The sequence below is a fragment of the Halalkalibacter kiskunsagensis genome (genome assembly GCF_037027555.1).
In the GTDB taxonomy this organism is placed as follows: Bacteria; Bacillota; Bacilli; order Bacillales; family Bacillaceae_D; genus Halalkalibacter; species Halalkalibacter kiskunsagensis.
Genome location: NZ_JAXBLX010000012.1, coordinates 37,984 through 54,766, shown reverse-complemented (window position 1 = coordinate 54,766; position 16,783 = coordinate 37,984). Strand labels below are relative to the sequence as shown.

Annotated in this window: 12 protein-coding genes; 3 read left to right on the top strand and 9 right to left on the bottom strand. The window is 36.7% G+C overall.

Features of this window, described 5'->3' with window-relative positions; translation table 11 throughout:
• Positions 1-99: 99 nt before the first annotated feature.
• The 4 genes from ytvI to SLH51_RS08815 all read right to left on the bottom strand — a co-directional run bounded on the left by ytvI (position 100) and on the right by SLH51_RS08815 (position 3,181).
• A complete protein-coding gene (ytvI, locus tag SLH51_RS08830; RefSeq protein ID WP_335960764.1) occupies positions 100-1,218 on the bottom strand; it encodes a sporulation integral membrane protein YtvI in 1,119 nt (372 codons plus the stop codon).
• Between the two features lie 119 nt (positions 1,219-1,337).
• The gene (locus tag SLH51_RS08825; protein ID WP_335960762.1) at positions 1,338-1,469 is read right to left on the bottom strand and encodes a hypothetical protein; all 132 of its coding nucleotides are present in this window, start codon (positions 1,467-1,469) and stop codon (positions 1,338-1,340) included.
• Positions 1,470-1,488: 19 nt separating this feature from the next.
• The gene (locus SLH51_RS08820; RefSeq protein WP_335960760.1) at positions 1,489-1,827 is read right to left on the bottom strand and encodes a hypothetical protein; all 339 of its coding nucleotides are present in this window, start codon (positions 1,825-1,827) and stop codon (positions 1,489-1,491) included.
• A gap of 70 nt (positions 1,828-1,897) precedes the next feature.
• Positions 1,898-3,181, bottom strand: a complete 1,284-nt coding sequence (locus SLH51_RS08815; RefSeq protein WP_335960759.1) for a hemolysin family protein — start codon at positions 3,179-3,181, stop codon at positions 1,898-1,900.
• Between the two features lie 1,161 nt (positions 3,182-4,342).
• On the opposite strand from SLH51_RS08815, the gene SLH51_RS08810 reads away from it, so the two are divergent.
• Together SLH51_RS08810 and SLH51_RS08805 are read left to right on the top strand one after the other, a co-directional pair.
• Positions 4,343-5,884, top strand: coding sequence for an extracellular solute-binding protein (locus SLH51_RS08810; protein ID WP_335960757.1), 1,542 nt, complete (start codon positions 4,343-4,345; stop codon positions 5,882-5,884).
• A 335-nt stretch (positions 5,885-6,219) separates the two neighbouring features.
• On the top strand, positions 6,220-7,884 hold the full coding sequence (locus SLH51_RS08805) for a GMC family oxidoreductase (protein ID WP_335960755.1): 1,665 nt from the start codon (positions 6,220-6,222) through the stop codon (positions 7,882-7,884).
• Between the two features lie 176 nt (positions 7,885-8,060).
• Here SLH51_RS08805 and SLH51_RS08800 read toward each other — a convergent pair whose 3' ends face one another.
• The 5 genes from SLH51_RS08800 to SLH51_RS08780 all read right to left on the bottom strand — a co-directional run bounded on the left by SLH51_RS08800 (position 8,061) and on the right by SLH51_RS08780 (position 15,759).
• On the bottom strand, positions 8,061-9,011 hold the full coding sequence (locus SLH51_RS08800) for a sugar ABC transporter substrate-binding protein (protein WP_335960753.1): 951 nt from the start codon (positions 9,009-9,011) through the stop codon (positions 8,061-8,063).
• 251 nt (positions 9,012-9,262) lie between these two features.
• Positions 9,263-10,708: a PTS transporter subunit EIIC gene (locus SLH51_RS08795; RefSeq protein WP_335960751.1), complete on the bottom strand. Its 1,446-nt coding sequence runs from the start codon at positions 10,706-10,708 to the stop codon at positions 9,263-9,265.
• Positions 10,701-12,404, bottom strand: a complete 1,704-nt coding sequence (locus SLH51_RS08790; protein ID WP_335960749.1) for a glycoside hydrolase family 13 protein — start codon at positions 12,402-12,404, stop codon at positions 10,701-10,703. The genes SLH51_RS08795 and SLH51_RS08790 overlap by 8 nt, the downstream gene beginning before the upstream one ends.
• A 461-nt stretch (positions 12,405-12,865) precedes the next feature.
• On the bottom strand, positions 12,866-13,858 hold the full coding sequence (locus SLH51_RS08785) for a LacI family DNA-binding transcriptional regulator (protein ID WP_335960747.1): 993 nt from the start codon (positions 13,856-13,858) through the stop codon (positions 12,866-12,868).
• Positions 13,859-14,052: 194 nt separating this feature from the next.
• A complete protein-coding gene (locus SLH51_RS08780) occupies positions 14,053-15,759 on the bottom strand; it encodes a DUF2207 domain-containing protein (RefSeq protein ID WP_335960745.1) in 1,707 nt (568 codons plus the stop codon).
• A gap of 354 nt (positions 15,760-16,113) precedes the next feature.
• Here SLH51_RS08780 and SLH51_RS08775 point away from each other — a divergent pair, with 354 nt between their 5' ends.
• A complete protein-coding gene (locus SLH51_RS08775) occupies positions 16,114-16,680 on the top strand; it encodes a biotin transporter BioY (protein ID WP_335960743.1) in 567 nt (188 codons plus the stop codon).
• Positions 16,681-16,783 lie beyond the last annotated feature (103 nt).

Below are 16,783 nucleotides of genomic sequence, written 5' to 3'. Positions count from 1 at the left end.
TGACTGTCTCCAACACCAGAAAATGCTTACGCCCGTCCTACCATGCCGAGTTCTTTTAACCTGGGGCTATTAAAGATATTATACAGCTTACCCGTTACGTTATTTGTCATTTCCTTTGATAAAACGCCATACCCCTTCGAATACTTTCGCTTCGTGAAAGGATAACAACAAAACTAACATAACAGGACCTAAAAATAGACCTATGAAACCAAATAACTGTAAGCCAACAAACAAAGAGACGAGCGTCGCTAATGGATTAATCCCTAAACTTGACGATAGCACTTTTGGTTCTGCTAATTGCCTTAACGTAATTGTTAACGCATATAGAATTAATAACCCAATACCTAGAAAGAAGTTTCCTGTTACTAAACTATAAATAGCCCATGGAATTAAAATTATTCCTGTTCCAAGATAGGGCAGGACATCGACAATACCGAGTATGAGTGCGATCGTTAATGGCTGTTCAACGTTCAAAACAAGGAGCCCAATAAAATTCAACACAGCTGTCATGCTTATTAGTATAAATTGAGCCGTAAGGAATCCAATAAGCTTTGATTTTAAATCTTGATACACATGACCCATTTGCTCAAACATCCGGTTTGGTAGTTTACTCCTCATGAGTAGTTGAAGTCGATTCCAATCTTTGCTTATAAAATATAACGAAAGGATAATAAACACAAAAACGGTTAATGTAATTGGCAATGCCCCCACGAAATGAGAAAGACTGTTAGCAATCGATTGGCCTGCATTCCCAAGTATCGAGGCAAACTGTCCTCCCAGCTGCTGGATACTATTTTCAATTGCATTTCTTTGAGCATCATCTAGATCATCAATTAACCCAATCCCTCTCACCCATAGGGGTAAGACTTGTTCATTTACATACGACTGAATATGAGTTGCAATCATTTCAATTTGCTTAGGAACTAATCGTGATAAATAATGAAACCCATCAATCAACTTAATAATGATTAAGGTTAGCACACCACCAATTAGCCCAAATAAAATCAAAATCCCGGTAAGTACAGCCAAAGATCTTGGAAATTTAGCTGTCTTCTCTAACAGATTGACGATGGGATTTAATAAAAAAGCGATCACTAAAGCAATTAAGAAAGGGAAAGTGAGCCATACAACATAATAAAATACGACCCAACCAAGGACTAGCAATAGTGCTACAATTAAAATTCGAACAATTACTTGAAGTACCTTATTATCAGTCACTTTTTACCACCTCCAGTTATACCCAGTTACTCATTTTATAGACGATCTCCATTCAAAATGGTTCTTAATAAAGAAGGACAAAGCCCATACGAAAACTCGTATTAACTTTGTCCTATTTATTACGAAAAGAAGGCTAATCCAAATACAAAGTGAGCAATCAAACATGCGACAATCAACATAATAACGCCAACAGCTAGTCCTATGAGTGGTTCACTCAATTCACGATTCATTGATCTCTTCTTAAGCATCATGCAAACGTCCTCTCTCTTGTTATTTAAAACTGCTTAAAATAACAGAAAAAAAGGTGCTTTGAAACTTAATCGTGAGAAGATTTATGTACGTTTTTAATAAAGGAATATACGAGTAAAGCAACTCATTCATATATTGTGAATAGCAATTGGTACCTTTTAGATCATGTCCCCATGGTGCAGCTTGTCCGAATAAAAGGAAAGTCGTTTGGCCTAGTCCCGCAAAACCCTCTAATGCATTTGCTTCAGTTGACAAGTGAACGTCCATGCCATCCAATGCACGCTCGTTCAGGTCATAAGGATAGGAATTTAAAACAAATGCCAACAACAAAAGTATGACAGCTACTAATTTATTGATCATAGTTTCACCTTATTATTTTTTATTAGTAACAAGTTCCCCTGTGTATTATACATCACAGGGGAACTTGTTATTAAATGGCTGTTTGTTGTTCGACTACCTCATGATTTTCATTTATTTTCAAATGAACTTGACGAACCCGCTTTTCTTCAGCCTTCTCAATCTTCAATACTAAATTCTGATAGAAAAACTCTTCCCCTACTTTAGGGATCCGTTGGAATTCTTCAATCAACCATCCACCCAACGTATGATTAGACGTTAGAGGAACATCCATGTTTACAAATTCGGCAAAATCATCAATCGGATAATCTGCATTAACAACATAACTAGATGGTCCAACTTGTCTTACTTGATTGACACGCACATCATGTTCATCCCAAATTTCACCGACAATTTCTTCTAATAAATCTTCTAATGTAATTAATCCAGACGTCCCACCAAATTCATCAATCACAATCGCCATATGAACTTTTTGTTTTTGAAGTTCTGGCAGTAACGATGAAATTTTCATCGATTCAACTACGAATAAAGGACTTCGAATGAGCGATTTCACGTCCAAATTCATTCCATCTTTAATATAGGCTGTTAAAAAATCACGCTCAGACAAGATACCAATGACATTATCAATATTGCCTTCATACACCGGTATTCTTGAAAAGTGTTCTTTCAAAAAAACATCTTTAATTTCAGAAACCGCTTGATTGACTTCTACCGCAATCATATCTGGACGCGGTTTTAAAATTTCATGAACAATAATGTCATCAAACTCCAACGAACGTTGCACCATTTCTTTTTCGTTTTTACCAATGACACCTTCATCTTCACTAATTTGTATAAGCATTTTAATTTCTTCTTCCGTGACAGATGGTGTGTTTTCCTTATTTCTCACAAATAGCGAAACAGTCTTCTTAACTTGTAAAAACACCCAAGTAACTGGATTGAGCACTTGAATCAACAAAAATAGGATTCCTGACGTTTTTATCGCGTAAATTTCCGCATACTCTTTCGCTAGCGATTTCGGGATAATTTCGCCAAAAATTAAGACCAAAATTGTGACTACAAATGTACTTATGAACACTCCGAGACTCGGGCCAAACAGTTGTATTGCAATTTGTGAAGATAGTGTTGCAGCAGCAATGTTCACAAGGTTATTACCAACCAAAAGGGTCGAAAGCGTCTTATCAAAATTCTCAGCTATGTCTACAGCCTTCTTAGCCCCGCGCCTTCCTTCCTCCTCATAATTTCTAAGGCGGATTTTGTTAACACTTGAAAATGCCGTTTCGGCTGAGGAGAAAAAAGCAGACAAACCTAATAACACGATAAATAACGCAATCAAACTCGAGGGAACATCGTCCATCTAAACATCACACTCCATATTAATATTACTTACATTTTATTACTTATTGTTTCATTTCACTACTGCTTTTTTTTCAATGCAATATAGAATAATAAATAGTACTACTCTCTCCTATAAAAAAGAGCAAGTACACATTATACTTGTTATAATTCAGCCACTGATACAAGTCTTCCTGCTCTTGTATTGAACACTTACTTTTGTTTTGGCTTGTTGTAGTTGAAAAAGTTGGAATACACATCTTGTATTAGAACTCATTTGAACTCGAGGAGGATTTTTACCCTTGTTGAGATATTCGAATTCACCTCTGTTTCAAAAACAACGATTACTAATAACACTCAAAAAATGTTGTTCAGCGTTGCATACAACGAAGATCATTTCTCCTTTAAAATAAAATGTTGTAAGAAAAAAACCTTTACCAAGAAAGCAGAGGTTCTTATATAACACAAAAAGACCTCTACCAATGGTAAAGGTCTGGCTAACAACATGTTAATGTTGCCAATAAAGCCGGAGATGTGATCCCGAATGACGACTTTATTGTACAGCTACTCCTCTTTAAGTAGGTAGTATTCGTTATTGATATGATCATAATTGATTTTTAGAGATATGACAACTAGTTTTCTCTGTTTACTATATTTCTCATAATCTCTACCTAATTTTCAATCATCCTCTTTATTATCTACATTACTTCATACCCAAATACCCTCAATTTTGCTTTGCTTGCATCTACAGTTTCATCGCCATACTTATTGCGAATTTCTTTCCCATATTCAATGACATATTCCCAATCTGCTACACGACAAGATTTAATACTCTACAAATCGAGTCCGATTTTGGATAAACATTGTACTGAAAAATACATAGAGTTATTGAATTCCTCTTGTTAATATTAATAACTAACATAGTAGCATATTAGTATTGCAGTTATATAGAGCATGCATAAATCGGACGTTCATATTGTTTCAATTTACAAACAGACGATTGTAAGCGTTGTCAAACGCACCCCTTTGTGAATGTCTCAGCAAAGGACGGTCAGTTCAAGTAAATCAATTGTTCATCCATTCAAGGAATGCTATTAATTTCAGTAAAAAGATAATCTCTTATCTATCTTTAGAAAAAAGATTATCCTTTTATAAATATCTATATTTTTTAGGGGGAAAAAGGATGAGAAAAAGAAAGAGGTCAAAATTATCACTATTTGTTTTGTTAGCTCTAATAACGGCTTTTATTGTTGCATGTTCTAGCAACAAAGAATCTTCTACAGATTCAAGTAACGAAGAAGCACCAGATAGTGGAGTTACAGAGGAACCATTAGACATTTCAATGTCGCTAAATTTTGACGGAACAGAAGTCCCTGCAAAAGGAAATGACGTTCAGGTAGCAATTGAAGAGTATACGAATACAACTTTAGATATTACACATATGGTAAGTGCTAACTTCTGTGAAAGATTACCTGTTCTAATCGCATCTGGTGATTTACCTGATGTTATCGCAAGTTGTGGTGCTCCTAATCAACCTTATTTAATTAGCGCGATGCAAGATGGTGTGTTCTGGGAAATCGGGCAATACCTAGACCAATTTCCAAACTTATCTTCTATGAATGATGTTGTTTATGACAATGTGAAGGTTAACGATGGATTGTACGGCATTCCACGTTATCGTCCATTAAACCGCTGGATTACGATGTACAGACAAGATTGGTTGGATAACCTTGGCTTGGAAGTACCAACAAATTTTGAAGAATACAAGGAAGTTTTGAAAGCGTTTACTAATGAGGATCCAAACCAATCTGGGGAAAAAGACACAAGAGGGACGACAAGTGTCGCTCTACCTGGTGGATTTGGTCTTGATTTTGGTGTTGCATTTGGTGCTCCACACAATTGGATGGTTGCGGATGACGGGACATTCATTAAAAATCATGAGACACCAGAATATTTCGAGGCGTTAAAATATGCAAGAGAAATGTTTGAAGAAGGAGTAGTAAATAGCGATCTAGTTGCTCCGGATCAGACTGCACGACGAGCTGATTTTGAAAACGGTGTTATTGGTTTCTGGGGCGAGTCCTCAAATACTGTCCAATCATTTGTAACTAGACTAAAAGAAAATGACCCAGATGCAGAAGTGGGTATTTACAATGCTTTAGTTGGACCAACTGGAGAGAAGCGTTTAGAAAGTCAAATGGGTTCAAATGGGATTTTGATGTTCCCGAAAGCAACCGTTAAAACAGAAGAACATTTATTACAATTATTAGCTTTCTTTGAAAAATTATCTGAACAGGAAATGGTAGACTTATTGGCTTGGGGGATCGAAGGCGTACACCATGAAATAGTTGATGGTGTTCCAAAACACATTGATTATGACAAATACATGGCTGCGGTTGGCTTTCCTTACCGTTACCCATTAGTCACTGCACCTCTTGAAGATAAGATGACTCCTGGTGAATTATCTGAGTTAGAAGTACGTGTTCAAGAACTCGAGATTGAGAACTCTGATTTAGTTGTTGCTGACCCGACAGTAAATTTAATCTCTGAAGTTCAAAATCAACTAGGTGCTGATTTAGAGCAACTGATTAATGATGCGAAATATAAATTTGTTACCGGTGCTATTGATGAAGATGGATGGCATGATGCAATACAAACATGGAAAGACCGCGGTGGAGATGACATCCGCGCTGATTATGAGCGTTTATATGAGGAGCTTAATTAATTGTATCGATACCAATTATAGAGCAAATAATCTTTAATAAATGCAAACCTGATTAATGAGTAAACTCATTAGTCAGGTCTTTTTTTGCTCAGTTTTCTTAAATGCTAAAAACGAGATAATAGTCAAACTCATCATTAATAACAAGAAAACTCTGTCAAAGTTCTCTCTTTTTTAGTTCAGCACAATAAAATATTACAAAAGAATTCCTAGCTCTTTTGAGAAATTAGTTAAGGAATACTTACATGAAAGTAAGTATCATGATTACGTAAGAAGAATATACATATGTAATGAATTGGAGTGTGTTTATAATAAGTTAAACAAAAGGATGTGTCCACATGAGAGTTTATGTCGCTAAAAGTGGTGATAGTCTTTTGAAAATATCCGAAACACACAAGATTGACCTTAACAAATTACTCATTGTTAATCCACACATTTCAAGCCCCATGATGAACATAACAGGTTCTAAAGTGTATTTTCCTTCCTCTCCTATTTCGGATACACTTCAGACACCTATTTCCGAATGTCCATTGCCTTCCCCTTCTGATCTTCTCTCTTCTTGGATTCCACTTACATCTTTGGAACAAATGGCTGATACAGATTATGACGTACTTATTGTCGGTTCTGGTGCAGGAGGAGGATCTGTCCTTCGGAGATTGGCCGAACAGTGGTTAAATAGTGGAAAAAAGGTTGGGATGATTGAAGCGGGAAGTCTCTTGCTTCCGACTCATGTACGGAATATACCAACGGTTAATGATACACGATTCAGTCAATATTTTCATACCGTATCCAAATGGACTGGTAAATATCTTCCTGATTTCCCAGGTGCTAGACAGCTATTTGCCTTAGGAGGAAGAACGTTATTTTGGGGAATGTCTGCTCCTAGAATGGATGATTCTGAATTTTTCGATTGGCCTATGCCCTTGAAAGAAATGAAGTATTACTATAACATCGCCGAAAAAATAATGAGAGTATCCACTGCATATATGGAGGGCTCTTCGATTCAAGAAATCCTATTAAAACGCCTTCATGAAAACGGTTTTCCCGAAGCAAGAGATGTTCCTACGCCAGCCGATCTTGAAGTTACAAAATATGGTCAAATTCATTCAGACGTATTTTGGAGTTCTATCTCTGCTCTTGCTTACGCTCTAAATCGCATGCCTTTTGATTTAGCTGTTAATGCCCGTGCGGTAGAAGTGATTGTTGAACAAAACGAAGTAGTCGGTATAAGGGTGATGTCTCCTAATAAAAGAGCTTATGTTCTTAAAGCAAAAACAATTGTATTATCAGGAAGTACATTTGAAACTCCTCGTCTTTTGCTTCACTCAGGAATTAAAGGAAGAGCAATCGGTCATTATTTAACGAATCATTCATTGCTCTTAGCTACGGCAAAAGTAAGCCGACAACAATTTCCAGAGGTTCTGGGTACACTTAGCATTTTTATACCACAAACAAAAAAACATCTCTACCAAATTCAAATGGGCGGTCCTGGAGGTGAAGATCAATGGTACCTTTGGTATTCACAGTATGAAGAAAAGGCCTTGTTAGATGAATTATTAATCGGGATCAGCGCATTCGGTAAAGTTGAATCGCGTTTTGAAAACTATATTACACTAGATCCAAATAAACAAGATAAGTATGGGGTACCTAAAATAAACGTCAATTTTTCATATAGTAAGCAAGATACAGAAATCATTCACCAAATGGCAGCTGCTTTAAATCAAGTTTCCTCTGCAATGCAAGCTCCCTTAATTGTACCAAATAACCGACAAGCTATTTGTCTAATGCCTCCTGGTGGTGATTATCATGAAGTAGGAACATGCAGAATGGGCGATGATCCACACACTTCTGTTACGAATCGGTATGGTCAAGTTCATGGTGTAGCAGGACTTTATGTTGCTGATAATAGTGTTTTTCCATCTATGGGGGCAGCTAACCCTACTCTAACAACGGTTGCATTATCTATTAGAACGGCTGATTATATTGTGAATCAACTTAAGTAAAAGTAAAGAGAATACTAAAAAGAGGCTACTGAAAAGGTCAGTTTTTACCTTTTTAGTAGTCTCTAACGATTCACTGTTTAACTAAGACATTATAGATCCTATTTAAAGTAATACTTCTAGCTCGCTAAAGTCATATTTTTCTGACGATAAAAAAGAAAATAATTTCATGTAAATCCTCACCTCAATAACTCTCTCTGGAAGCTTAGCCTTTGGTTTGCATTCCCTTTGATAATAATGTCTACACCACTATCAATATTTCTTTCGACTGTTTCTCCCTTGATCACTTTCATTGCGGATTCAACGCCTAAATATCCCATGTCATAAGGATTCTGTGCTACTGTTCCAGGTAACGCACCTTCTTCTATCAACTCAATCATTTCGTTAATTCCATCTGCCCCAATAACTGGTATATTAAGACCATGTTCCTCAATAACCTCATAAGCAGCTAGTGCCTTGATATCCGTCTCAGCAAATACACCTTTAATATCAGGTTGATCTTGCAAAACCGTTTCCATTACTTCTTTTATCGGTTCTATTTCGTTTGGTAAATCTAATTTTTCTGTTGCTATTTTGATTCCTGCAGCCTCTAAACTATGTTTAGCTCCCTTAATTCGATCACCTGAAATTGGATGGTTTATATCTCCTGCAATCAGGGCCACTTTATTTCCAGGCTGAAGTTGCGAAGCTAATAACATTCCACCTAATCTACCTAAATCGATATTATTCGTCCCAATATAAGAGGTTTTATTTTCCCAAGGGTCATCTGTATCTATTAGCAATACAGGTATATTCTTTTGGACAAACTCTTTTAAAATAGGAATAATAGTTGAGTCGTTCGGCGAGATAATTAATGCATCTGGATTTTCTTTAAGAACTTTTTTTAGCAGATACTCTTGTCCATCTTCTTCTGATTCATAACTGGGCGCCATTACTTTACCATCTATACCAAAATCACGAAACCCCTTCTCAGCTCCAGCTTTTACAATTTGCCAATATTGTGTATCTAAGTCTTTTAATACAACAATCGCTGTAGGCTTTTCAATTCCAAATGATTTATATATGAAACCTATTAAGATCGTAAAAAAAGCTAAAAGCATTATAAAAACTATTGATCTTTTTTTCAACATTCTATTGTCTCCTTTTCAATGCCTAAGTCCGTATAATTGTTGTTGCACTCTGCAAATTGCAAAACTGACAAATTGTTTAATCCTTTAGTAAGATCAAGGTAGATCTATGATTTTCTCTATACAAAAAGAACTTCCTCAGCCTATCACTTTACCACTTCCAACTTCTACTTCACATATCATTTCAAATACTAAAAACGAGTTGATATAAGCAACTCGTTTTTAGAGATAGATTCATTCGATTTCATTTCTTACTAACTCACATTCTTTACTTTCTGATCTTCATCTTCTACCATCACTTCTTTTGGTACTGCAAATAAGTAAGTGATAATAAATGCAACAACAAATATTATAACAGAAACGACTAGATAAGCAATCAGCTGATTCCAATCATAAATGTACATTAAAGGAGAAAGAATCACAGCTAAACCATAGGAATTAGCTTGGACATTTAATAACGAAAGAATTGCACCACCAACAGCTGAACAGGCAATCATAACATAAAGCGGTTTCACACTATACCTCATAACGACACCAAACAAGGCCGGTTCACTAACACCTAGTAGTTGCGTAAGAGTTGCACTTGTCCCTGTAACTTTCACCGTGCTTTTTTTCGCTTTCACCGTAATCGCTAAACACGTACCAGCATTCGCAAATCCGTACATCGCACATAGAGCAATTAGAGGGTTAAACCCTGTATTAGCAAGCATTGTTGTTTCAATCGCGATAAACAAATGATGCATACCTGTCATAACAGCTAATGGATAGATAAAGCCAATCATGAGTCCCCCGATACCAAGAGGGATATCAATAAGTTGAGTTACAACCGTTACCAATCCTGTTTCCACAAAATGCAGCAAAGGTCCTAAAATAAGTAAACCAGAAATCATCATAGCTAATAAAACAAAGAACGGCGTAAAAATTAAATCTAATGCATTTGGCATGACAGCCCGTAACTTCTTCTCAAGTTTTGCCCCAAGAATCCCAATAACAAGAGCTGTTAACACACTACCTTGATAACCAACAACCGGTATGAAACCGAAAGCAATAATTGGATCTACTCCACTATTGATGTCTGCAACCGCATACGCATTAGGCAGGGCAGGAGAAACAAGCATTAACCCAAGCACAAAACCAATAATAGGCATACCACCAAAATTCCTAAATGCAGACCAACAGATTAAGGCTGGTAAAAACGCAAAGGCTGTATCTGTCAGAACGGATATAAGTGTCTGCAAGTATTCTGGAATATCATCAATGCTCATACCAACTAATCCTAAGAACGCATCACTGAACAAAACACCCTTCAAACCAAGGAATAAACCTGTTGCCGCAATGATTGGGATAATAGGAATAAAGATATCAGCTAACGTTCGTACAGCCTTTCTGATTCCCTTTTCTTTGTTATTCGATGAGGATTCCTTTTTCGCTTCCTCATCCTCATGATCAGGTTTCCCCCCTCTTAAAGCAGAGTAAACTTTATTGACCGTACCAGTACCTAAAATGACTTGATATTGACCAGCATTATAAAATACACCTTTGACTTCATCAATCTTTTCAATCGCCTCATCGTCAATTTCCTCGCGATTCTTAACAGAGAATCGCAATCTTGTTGCACAATGAACGTATGATTCTATATTACCCTCACCAATGACATGAATAATTTCTTTTCCTATACGTTCGTATTTATTTTCACTCATGATTGCTCGCGCCTTTCTTTTGAAGTACAAGTGCTTGATATGGTTTTAACGAATATGTCTGCTCAAATATTGTCTCTTTTTCTTCTTTATAATTGTTTAATAATACATCAAAATTATTAAAATCAAAATCGACTTTTTGACACTCAGATGAAAAATTGAAATAACAAACAACTTCTTCATTATTCAATTTTCGTTTATACGCAACAATCGTTGGATGCTCTTCTAAGATAGGCTCAATTTCTCCGTAAATTAAACAATCACTTGCCTCACTCACTTGTCTAACTTGAATAATTTCTTTATAAAATTGTAAGATAGAATCTGGATCTTGCTCTTGTTGTTCTGCATTGATCATTTTGTAATTCTCGTTCATTCCTAACCAAGGCTTCGCTTCTGAGAAACCACCATATTTCTTATCATTCCAATGAAATGGCGTTCTTGAATTATCACGGCTTCGTAAGTTGATAAAGCGAAGTGCTTCTTCTGCACTAAAGCCTTCTTTCATAGAACGATAGTATTGATCGATACTTGAAATATCATCAAATTCTTCAATACTTTCACGTTCGAAGTTCGTCATTCCAATTTCTTGTCCTTGGTAGATAAAAGGTGTCCCTCGAAGATAAAAGAACATCGCTCCTAGCATTGTCGCAGAATAAAAATGTCTATTCTCTTCTTCTTTTATATACTTGCTGATTGACCGGTTCTGATCATGATTCTCTAAAAAGTTAGCTCCCCAGCCCGCTTTTTGGATTTCCTTTTGACTAGTAAAGATTAACTTCTTTAGACCTAGTACATCCCAATCGACTCTCTTAAACCACTCACTACCAGAAGCGACATCAAGGTCTGCATATCTAAAATCAAAAATCATCGAAAAATAGCCATTGTCCCCAATGTAATCACTGTATTGCTCATAAGGTACACCAGGAGCTTCCCCAATCGTCACACAATCATATTTAGAAAATGTTTCATCTTTTAATTCATGTAAGAAGTCTTCAATGCCCGGTTGATTCCGCGCTTTCTTTGTACATTTTACAAGGCCATCTACTCCATCAGCAGGTAGGTTATCATAACTTTGATCTTTCTTTATAAACGTAATGGCATCGACTCTAAAGCCGGCAATACCTTTCTCTAACCAATAATTGACCATTTCGTATAATTCTTCACGGACTTCTTTGTTTTCCCAATTTAAATCAGGCTGTTTAATATCAAACGAATGAAAGTAGTACTCATCTGTATTTTTCAAAGGCTCCCATACACTACCGCCGAAAACAGAGCGCCAGTTAGTAGGTGGTTGACCGTCTTTACCAGATTTCAAAATATAATAATCTCTATACTTACTAGTCTCTGGGTTCGCAAGTAAATCTTGGAACCAAGGGTGTTCATCCGATGTATGGTTAATGACAAGATCAAGGACAATCTTAATTCCTTTTTCTTGTGCCTTCTCAATTAACTCATCCAAATCCTTCATTTCACCGAATTCTGGATTTAATTGATAATAGTCAGAGATATCATACCCGTTATCAGCCATTGGAGATTGGTAAATTGGACAAATCCACACCATCGTAATCCCCAAAGACTGTAAGTAATCTAGTTTTTGTGTAATCCCTTTTATATCGCCTATTCCATCATTATTCGAGTCATAAAAACTTTTAGGATAAATTTGATAAATAACTTCCTTTTGCCACCATTTCTTCTCCATGTTGTTCCCTCCATCAGTGTGTATAATTAAGAGATTTTCTTAGATGATTACATCTGCTATTTGCATATGGTATCGGTTCCACATAATCCAAAAAATTTCCTCAGAAAGATTTAATGCTATATTCGATAAATATTCAATCATATTTCTGCAAAAAGCACAGCTATAAAACACCTGAAACTCATATGGTATCGGTTCCACATCAAGCAAAAAAATTAGAATTTATGGAATCGATTTCTGTTTCTTATTATATTTTCGTTTTTGTATTCTGTCAACGCTTTCTTATCATATTATCAAATTCCAAAATTATCAATTTGTTCATAACTTCATACATTTTTTGTCCCGTCTACCATTTAAGAAAGCCTATAGCTGTTGCATTTTGTTACAAAACCAACTCCCCCTTACCATTGGGCTACGCCCTTCACACGCTTTAAGAGGGAGTTTTCTCACCTGTTTTAGATAAATTATGTCGATTGTCGAACAATTAATTCTATCGGTAGCTCATAATTTTTTATGTCCAATGCAGGATTTTCCAGCATCTTAATCATCACTTCTATTGATTTGTTCCCCATCTGATCGACAGGTTGCCGAATTGTCGTTAGTTTAGGGTCTACTATTTCTGCAATTGGTTGATCATCGAATCCAATGATTGCAAAGTCATTTGGAATGGTTATACCTTGCTCCTTTGCTTCAATTATGATTCCGCCCGCAATTTCATCGCTTCCAGTAAAAATAGCAGTTGGTCGATCCTCCATCTCGAGAATCTGCTTGATAACCTGTTTTCCATCTTCAATCGTGTGCTGATCTATGAAAATCCACTTCGGATTGATCTTAATTCCCGCTTCCTTTAACGCTTTTTGGAAACCTTGATTACGATCTTTCCCTTTCCCCTGCTCATCAAACAAACCACCAGTACAGTAGGCAATTTTTTGATGCCCTCTATCAATTAAATGCTTAGCTCCTAAATATGCCCCTTTTGCTTGATCTAAACGGACCATTGGAACAACTGTTTGATTTACGTAATCATTGCATAACAAAATACAACCGTATTCGTTATATGACTCGATAACTTCCCAATCATTTTCAATTGACGTCATAATAACTCCATCTACTTGTTTTGTTTTTAATAAGTTTAAAAACGCTAGTTCTTTTTCTTTATCTTCATAACTTTGACAAATCAACACTTGATGTCCCTTTTTGTAAGCAGCCAGTTCAATCGAATTGACTAGAGACGCAAAGAAAGGATTTACAATTCTAGGTACAATGACACCTATCGTTGTCGTTAACTGTCCTCTTAGCCTTCTTGCGGAAGGGTTAGGTGTGTACCCAAGCTCTTTCATTGCCTTTAGTACTAATTCTCTCTTCTTGTCCGAAACATACGGATGATTATTTATAACACGAGAAACCGTCGTTTTTGATAAGCCTGATAATTTTGCAACATCTAATATTGTAGCCACTTGTCTATCACTCCACCGTCAAAATAAAACATGAAATCAGTTTCATAATTATTTTACGTTAGCGAACAAACAAATTGCAATGGATTATTTATTGTTTGAATGTTCAATAATACTATTACACCAAAAGAGCGTGGCTTGAGGATGAGGGACAGAAATCCCCCTCCTCTATCGGCTCTCGACAAGTACCTGGTACTTCAAAAAGCACCAGAACCGCCTCCGCCACCACCTGCACCGGAGCCACCTCCACCAAAGCTCCCTCCTGAACTACTACTAGTTGCGCCCGTTGTTTTCTCTGCACTCGTAAAGTTTGACGTGGCAGCTGCTGCAATGATGATCCATGTCAGGTCAAAGCCATATGTTGTACTCGATTGATGCCCGTTGATCGGCTTTTTAAACGCATTTACTAATGATTGATTTTTCTTTTTCAGGCGTTCATCATTCATTCCAAGGCCGTAAATAAAGGCACGCATTTTGTCATCTTCAGATAAATTATGCCAAGTTGATTGCAGTATATTCGGAAATTGTTGTTTAAACTTGCGCCACTCAAGGGTTAATTTTGCCCCTTTCCATGTTTTCGGATGGTAAAAAATAGCGAATAGAAACAACCCTAAAAATACTCCGATTGATGATAAGGACAAGCCAATTAAATCATTTACAGCAAATAAAATGGCAAACGGTACTAAGATGAAACTTACTAAGCCAATGGTTAAGCGATATTTGACTTTATTTTCATACAAATGCGCTTCTTTTAATTCAGCTTTCACTGCGTTTTGCCATTTCGATTTTTGGTGTTGATATTTTTCATGATTCTTCTTATTTTTAAGATACACAGATAAATCGTCAAAGCTAAATTCAGCTTTTGCCCCTATTTCATCGAATAACCATTCGACCAATATATGTTCGTGTTCAAACAAACCGTTCCGATTCACTACCCTAAAACGATCATTTTCAAGCTTAGTAACATGCCCTTTTCGCACTAAATCTAATAGTGCGGCCGCGATTGCTTCTGGTAGGAGCTGATGATAATTCATGTAAAGAATCGTTGTCGGTAATGAGATCGTTTGTTTAGGTATAACAACATCATTGGTTAATTCTCGCTTTAATGCAGCCCTTTTTGCTTTTGCCAAAATCCATGCCCGCACAAGCAAGAACAATAAGAGTAATCCTAATAGCGTGACTAAAGTGACGCCGATTGATGCGAGTGACTCTTTTCTTTTAGCACTCGCAATCTCCTCATCAAGTAACTGTTGTTTCGCCGCTTCTATTGCGGCTTGCATTGGTTTATTGGAAGTTACAGCTGCAGCGCCAAAAAGCTTGGCGTCATAAGCAACACGAATGTCACCGTTCCTGTTACTCGGAACTTCCCCTAGCTGAAATTGGACATGCCCCTCTTCTAAAATGTCCTCTTTTTGAAACGCCTCATCATACCCAAAGGCAATGACACCCGTTGCAGGTTCCGGTGGAAAAACATGAATCATCATATTTTCATACGTCGATTCATTGCTACGGTCAAAAAATGGCCAGTAAAATTCTGCGACATCTGCATAAACGTCGACTCCATTTTTGATTTCATAAAATAGATCAATCGTAACCGTTTCATCTTTTCCTGCTCGGTGAATCCGATGCTCTGTTTCGTTTGACTCAATTGTTAAAGGTTGATCTTTTTCATATGCTTCCAGTTGAACAATCTCGGTTCCTTCTTTCGGGATTAACTCCCGTATAATGCCGCCGAACTCATCACTAAACTGATAAGTATGTTTTTCTTGAACGGAAACATCTCCATCATCTTGTAAATATGCATTAATTTCGACATCTGTAATCTGGTAATCAACAGCAAATACCTGTGTTGGAATAAAAAAGAATACCGTTATGATCATGGCACTAATGATTTTATTATACACGGATCTAGTCCCTCCTCCATCCTACCACTTTTATATACGGTATAACGGACGAAAGGTTTCAAGTCAAGAATCCCCTGTACTTGAGAGCTACCTGTATAATAAGTTAATATAGTAAATAAAGATCAACCTGCAAACTCACAATCGATTGCTGCAATTCAAAGAAACCCCACTAGATTACAGCTCTTGTGAATCACCTCATCATTGTCACGGAATAAGTAATAATCAACTATTCAACAATCATGTCACATTGTTATTGTTAACCTAAATAAATTTCATATTGACATACTTTAATCCCTCCTTTTATACTACGAGGATAGATTGTCTTCGAAATATTATAAGAATGAGGGATTTACTATGAAACTACGTAACATGATATACGCTTCACTGTTTGCTGCTATCGTCGGCGCGTTAGGAATTTTGCCACCATTCACTCTTCCTATCTCTCCTGTTCCTATTACAGCTCAAACATTAGGGGTCATGCTAGCAGGTGCAATTTTAGGGGCACGTAGAGGCGGACTTAGTCTCGGGATCTTCGTAGCTCTCGTTGCAGTTGGAATTCCGCTTCTAGCTGGTGGACGAGGTGGCTTTGGCGTATTACTTGGCCCAAGTGGAGGTTATATTCTAAGTTGGCCAATTGCTGCATTTGTGATTGGGTATTTAGTTGAAAAGTATTGGCATAAGATGAACGTTGCTCGTTTTATTCTATTTAATTTCCTTGGAGGAATACTCCTTGTGTATGCATGTGGAATCAGCTATCTTTCCTTCGTTACAGGAATCCCTTGGACAACGGCTGCATTTCAAGCACTTATCTATGTTCCAGGTGACGTAACGAAAGCTGTAATAGCTGGGATTACTGCAATGCAAATCAAAAAAGCTTATCCTCTCATTAAGAAACCAACTGAATTACAAAAAACGGCTTAACAAACAAGGAAAGAAAAACCGAGAACTGTTTTTTTCTTTCCTTCCTTTATAAGAACTGCCTATTCAACAGTTTTAGGCTTACTAGAATCAAAAGAAATGGAGT

Coding starts and splice junctions, on each gene's coding strand:
- SLH51_RS08825 (WP_335960762.1), bottom strand. CDS start 1,469: ATGATGCTTAAGAAGAGATCAATGAATCGTGAATTGAGTGAACCACTC.
- SLH51_RS08820 (WP_335960760.1), bottom strand. CDS start 1,827: ATGATCAATAAATTAGTAGCTGTCATACTTTTGTTGTTGGCATTTGTT.
- SLH51_RS08815 (WP_335960759.1), bottom strand. CDS start 3,181: ATGGACGATGTTCCCTCGAGTTTGATTGCGTTATTTATCGTGTTATTA.
- SLH51_RS08810 (WP_335960757.1), top strand. CDS start 4,343: ATGAGAAAAAGAAAGAGGTCAAAATTATCACTATTTGTTTTGTTAGCT.
- SLH51_RS08805 (WP_335960755.1), top strand. CDS start 6,220: ATGAGAGTTTATGTCGCTAAAAGTGGTGATAGTCTTTTGAAAATATCC.
- SLH51_RS08800 (WP_335960753.1), bottom strand. CDS start 9,011: ATGTTGAAAAAAAGATCAATAGTTTTTATAATGCTTTTAGCTTTTTTT.
- SLH51_RS08795 (WP_335960751.1), bottom strand. CDS start 10,708: ATGAGTGAAAATAAATACGAACGTATAGGAAAAGAAATTATTCATGTC.
- SLH51_RS08790 (WP_335960749.1), bottom strand. CDS start 12,404: ATGGAGAAGAAATGGTGGCAAAAGGAAGTTATTTATCAAATTTATCCT.
- SLH51_RS08775 (WP_335960743.1), top strand. CDS start 16,114: ATGAAACTACGTAACATGATATACGCTTCACTGTTTGCTGCTATCGTC.